The 4,481-nt window shown below is 40.5% G+C and carries 4 protein-coding genes; 2 read left to right on the plus strand and 2 right to left on the minus strand.

The features are described 5' to 3' along the window. Positions 1 to 118: 118 nt before the first annotated feature. A complete protein-coding gene (locus FN960_RS20565; protein WP_143850745.1) occupies positions 119 to 523 on the minus strand; it encodes a VOC family protein in 405 nt (134 codons plus the stop codon). 22 nt (positions 524 to 545) lie between these two features. Continuing rightward, the gene (locus tag FN960_RS20570) at positions 546 to 2,168 is read right to left on the minus strand and encodes a glycoside hydrolase family 43 protein (RefSeq protein WP_143850746.1); all 1,623 of its coding nucleotides are present in this window, start codon (positions 2,166 to 2,168) and stop codon (positions 546 to 548) included. A gap of 259 nt (positions 2,169 to 2,427) precedes the next feature. Between FN960_RS20570 and FN960_RS20575 the strand changes: the two genes are divergently transcribed. Together FN960_RS20575 and FN960_RS20580 are read left to right on the plus strand one after the other, a co-directional pair. After that, a complete protein-coding gene (locus FN960_RS20575) occupies positions 2,428 to 3,294 on the plus strand; it encodes a transporter substrate-binding domain-containing protein (RefSeq protein ID WP_143850747.1) in 867 nt (288 codons plus the stop codon). 8 nt (positions 3,295 to 3,302) lie between these two features. After that, positions 3,303 to 3,965 carry an amino acid ABC transporter permease gene (locus tag FN960_RS20580; protein WP_143850748.1) on the plus strand — a complete coding sequence of 221 codons (663 nt, stop codon included), beginning with the start codon at positions 3,303 to 3,305 and terminating at the stop codon, positions 3,963 to 3,965. Positions 3,966 to 4,481: the final 516 nt, after the last annotated feature.

The raw sequence follows: 4,481 nt of genomic DNA on the forward strand, positions 1-4,481 counted from the left end.
CTCCAATCCTCTATGTACAATAAAAAAGCCGAAAAATGAATGGAGAGACTCCAACATTCTTCAGCTTTTAGATTAGTAATAATTCTTTTGTCACAGCCTCCTCTTTAAACAGTTACATTTATTTATTCTGTGGTGCATCTGGATGCATTTGCATGAACTCAATTCGGTTTCCATCCGGATCTCTTACCCAGCATTGATGATTAAGATCTAACCCTTGTTTAGGCTCAACATCTAAAGTTAAACCGTGTTCCTTTAGATGATTGGCAATTTCGTGAATATCATCTACCTCTAAGCATAAATGTGCGTATCCAATCGTCGAGTGATTCGTTTCTATTTGTTTGCTTCCACCATAAAATAATTCAATGAATTGCCCATCGCAAACCTTTAAATAGATGATCCAAGGCTCATCCTTTTCATTTTTTAGTTCAAATAACTTTTCAAATCCAAGCACTTCACAGTAAAAACGTAACGATTGATCCATATTCTCCACTGTGTATGCAGTGTGACCAATTCCTTTAATCATAACTAATCCTCCAATTTATACTCTATACCTCTTGATCGCTTGTTAGCTCATGATAGGTAAATGAATCAAAATCCGCATGCGTTCTCCTACCAGAGGTGTCTATACAATGCATACCAACAAATGCACCCGTGAAAAAACCACCTTGGTTTATATAATCATCGGATAATTTATAGCTTTCAAACTGAACTGGAAGCTCTTGATAGTCCTCGCCATCAAATGAATACAAGAAAGTGAAGGTGTCGTAGCGCACTTCCACCTTTAGATACACATAGGTAACATCATTGGGTACTACTATCTCAGAGGAAGCAATTGGTTGCGAAACATGAAAATGATCACATTGGACAAGGTCAAGAATACGTCCCTTTTCCTCTGACCACGTAATTTGAGCAGACACCCAATTCTGTGTATCGTAATAACAGATAAGACCTGCAGCTTGTTGAAAACTAGTTGGGTTAAACTCCACCTTTGTCTCCGCATCAAAGTAAAAGCTTTGCCATCTTCTTGCGACGAGAGACTGCGTGTGTTTGGAATGTAGTGACTCTCTCCCATACAGCCTCAAATGACTAGGGTTAGCTGTTAAACTACCAAGCTCCTCATTAAATGGAATTCTTAAGGTTTGGAAGTGATGGTTTAATGTATCTGTAGTAAAGTCATCTACAATTGGATAGTCTTGCTCCCACGTTTGTTCTGCTACATTTGGTGCTTCTACTTCTACAGATGGCGCGGGTCCATTTACAACATATGGCCATTGATCTCTCCATTCTAGCTTTTGGATGGAGGTTTCTCTGCCTAAAGGACAGTACCCACGATTTTCAAGCAATCTGCTTCCTTGTCTTTTAAGGGGTCTTGCCATGAGATGAGCGATGTACCACTCCCCTTCAGGAGTCTCTACAATTGAACCGTGTCCAGCCTTCTGTAATGGATTACGCGGGCTACTCCATGTACTTAAAATAGGGTTCTCTGGATGAACTTCATATGGACCATGAATGGATGAGGAGCGTGCAATGGTTGCCGCATGCTCATACTTCGTGCCACCTTCAGCTGTTAATAAGTAATACATATCATTAATATAATAAAGGTGAGGCGCCTCGGTTAAGCCAAGATCTGTCCCTTTAAAAATAACGTTAGATTCTCCAACTAATCGCTTTTCATTTACATCGTATTCCTGCATCACAATGCCATAGAAACGATGGTTATAGGTACGCTGATCCCACAACATATTCAGCAAATATTTTTTACCACTTGGATCGTGAAAAAGAGAAGGATCAAAACCAGAGCTATTTAAATAAATGGGCTCACTCCATTCACCATCAATCTCCTTAGCTGTGACAAGATAATTATGACCATCCTTCCATGTGTTTCCCTCTACTACTTTCACATCTGAGTAGATTAGCCAAAACTGTCCATCTTCGTAACTAAGGCATGGAGCCCAAACACCTCCTGAATCAGGATTACCCATCATATTTAACTGGCTCACCCTATTTAGGGGTCTACTGACTAGACGCCAGTTTTTTAAATCCTTTGAGTGATGGATTTGTACTCCAGGAAACCATTCAAACGTTGATACTGCCATATAATAATCTTCACCGACACGACAAATACTTGGATCAGGATTAAAGCCTTTTAAAACAGGATTTTGAATCATTTTTTGTTACCTCCTTAAATGTTTTCGCCACAAAAGATAGCGCTTTCATAAAAAGCAGTAAATATTTTTCCATAATATGTTTGTTTGTTGATTGAACAAACTCTTTGTCTCTTAGTATAAAGATTAAACATACTTAATCAAGAACTTCCATACTCCAAATTTCGACAAGTGGCAGTATTCAATAATTGATAAACGGTCTCATTCGTGCCATAATCACTAAGGAGAACTTTCTCTGACTACTTATACGGAGGAACAATACATGCGAGGATTTTTTAAGGGAAATAAGAGTAGATTCTATACTCAAGTAACTGCAGCCGTGCTTCTAACAGGAGTGCTTACAGCTTGCGGTAGTTCATCAGAAGATGGGGATGGCACATCAGCATCTGTTTGGGATCAAATTCAAGAAGAAGGAAAGATTGTGGCTGCTACCTCTGGCACACTCTACCCAACTTCATATCACGCTGAGGATAGTGACGAATTAACAGGATTTGAAGTTGAAGTCTTGCGAGAAATAGCGAATCGTCTCGAGTTAGAGATAGAATTCAGTGAAATGGGAATTGACAATATCCTAACAGCTGTGAATAACGGACGAGTGGATATTGCTGCTAATGACATAGATATTACGGAAGAGCGCCAAGAGAAATTTACTTTCTCAGAGCCTTACAAGCATTCTTACGGATCGGCGATTGTTCGTACAGACGATTTATCTGGAATTGAAACACTAGATGACTTAGAAGGCAAAAAAGCTGGCGGAGCCGCTACAACGGTATATATGCAAATTGGCATTGATCATGGCGCTGAAGAAGTTATTTATGACAACGTAACTAATGACACCTATTTACGAGATGTAGAAAATGGACGTCTTGATGTTGTACTTAATGATTACTATCTGCAAAGTCTTGCCGTTGAGGCACTTCCAGATATAGATGTAACCGTTCATCCAACTTTGGCATACTTCCCTAATAGTCAGGCCATTTTAATGAAAAAGGATGAAACGGAATTAGCTGAACACATCAATGCAACCATTGAAGAAATGCTTGAAGATGGGACCATTACCGATCTCTCACAACAATTCTTTGGCGGAGCAGATGTTTCAAGCGAACCCGATGTAGAGATCCAGGAATAAACTAGGAAATGTTTGATCTTGACTTAGCCATTCGATCTGTTCCTTATGTTCTGCAAGGATTAGGCTATACGTTACTCATTGCATTTGTCAGTATGGGCATCGGTCTTGTGCTCGGATTATTTATCGGACTAGCCAGGAGCTCCTCTTCTTTATTTCTGAGCCTACCCGCACGATTATACATCTCTTTTATAAGAGGCGTACCTATACTTGTCATGTTGTTTCTACTATATCAAGGGCTTCCGGCCATTGGTATCCAATTTAATGCGGTGACGGCCGCTTTAATTGGTTTTACATTAAATGTTGCAGGATATACAGCTGAAATTAATCGATCTGCAATTGCTTCTATTGACAGAGGACAATGGGAAGCAAGCCGAACCTTAGGTTTTACTTATTGGCAGACGTTATCACGCATCATCATTCCTCAGGGTTCTCTGGTTGCAACGCCCCCCCTGTTTAATGTATTTCTTGATTTGGTTAAAGCCTCTTCACTAGCCGCAATGATTACAGTACCAGAGCTGATGCAAATGGCTAAAATTGTTGGTGGTAGAGAGTACGATTACTTTACGATGTATGTATTATTAGCTTTTATCTACTGGGGTCTATGTACCATACTCACCATTCCTCAAAATTATTTTGAAAAGCGATTCTCGGTTTATAAACAAGCAACTTAAAATAATTTTTGTTTGAGCCTGGAACATATGTGATTCATCTCATAACGCCCCAAACGTTGATTTAACATATCATCGTTTGGGGCTTCTATGTTAGGAAGTAAGAGGTGGGCTCCGCTTCGGAAATACATTCCGCTTTCCGCGGGCACGTCATCAGCCACTCGTGTGCAATCCTCATAAACTTGTTGCCTGACACTACTCAAGCGACGAAAATGGTTGGCCGACACCTGCGAGATGAAAAGGAGGCCACTGAAAAAGTCATGTAAACTTAGCTCGTCTGCATCGCTACAGGAATCTCCACGGGTACGGACTCAACCCTTGAAGTGGTAGAGTGGCACTTCAATGTCGGTATGCCACGTGCTGTCCCGATGGAGCTTAGTGGATTGGCTGCGCTCACTGGCTTCCGCGCACGTACTTCGCTTTTTCGCGCATCACATAATCCTTTGGTAGTGACCCCTAAAAGTTAGAGTTTTTGTTATGCAGTTGTTTGGCTGGTTTGAGTTCGGTATTGTACCGGAC

Origin of the sequence: Alkalicoccobacillus porphyridii (genome assembly GCF_007293315.1) — a bacterium.
Lineage (GTDB): Bacteria > Bacillota > Bacilli > Bacillales > Bacillaceae_D > Alkalicoccobacillus > Alkalicoccobacillus porphyridii.

Excerpts from the sequence above, each read along its gene's own strand:
- FN960_RS20565 (WP_143850745.1), bottom strand. The coding sequence starts at position 523 with ATGATTAAAGGAATTGGTCACACTGCATACACAGTGGAGAATATGGAT.
- FN960_RS20575 (WP_143850747.1), top strand. The coding sequence starts at position 2,428 with ATGCGAGGATTTTTTAAGGGAAATAAGAGTAGATTCTATACTCAAGTA.
- FN960_RS20580 (WP_143850748.1), top strand. The coding sequence starts at position 3,303 with ATGTTTGATCTTGACTTAGCCATTCGATCTGTTCCTTATGTTCTGCAA.
- FN960_RS20570 (WP_143850746.1), bottom strand. The coding sequence starts at position 2,168 with ATGATTCAAAATCCTGTTTTAAAAGGCTTTAATCCTGATCCAAGTATT.